This window comes from Kineococcus siccus, assembly GCF_009906795.1.
Lineage (GTDB): Bacteria > Actinomycetota > Actinomycetes > Actinomycetales > Kineococcaceae > Kineococcus > Kineococcus siccus.
On sequence record NZ_JAAALN010000464.1, the window covers coordinates 1 to 440 of the forward strand.

The following is a 440-nucleotide window of genomic DNA, read 5'->3' on the forward strand; positions in this document are numbered from 1 at the left end:
CCACCCCCGAGGTGGCGCCCGCGGCCGGGGCGAGTCCCTTCGCGGCCGTCGCGGCCGACCCCTTCGCCGTCGAGGCCCCGGCCTCGGTGCCCCTCGCGGACCCCGTCCGCCAGCGCTCCGAACTGGCCGCCGAGGCCGCCGCGGACGCGGGCCGGGAGCCGGGCTTCACCCCCGCCACGGGCGACGGCCTCCAGCCGCTGGTCCGTCGCGAGGCGGGCGCGACCGCGCCCGCCGTCACCCCCGTCCGGCAGACGGCCGCCTCGCGGCAGCGCCGGGCCCCCGCCGACGTGCGGTCGATGCTGTCCGGCTTCCAGGCCGGGGTGTCGCGCGGCCGCACCGAGCAGGGCTCCGACGAGGCGGCCGAGAGCGCGAGCGTCGGCAGCGGGGACAGCGCCGATGACTGAGCCCACCGCGTCCGCCACGCCGACCGGCCCCCGGTC

The 440-nt window shown here is 81.8% G+C and carries 1 pseudogene; it reads left to right on the forward strand.

What is annotated here, in order from left to right:
- A pseudogene (locus GTR02_RS22140) lies at positions 1 to 404 on the forward strand (hypothetical protein); the annotation flags it as partial.
- Positions 405 to 440 lie beyond the last annotated feature (36 nt).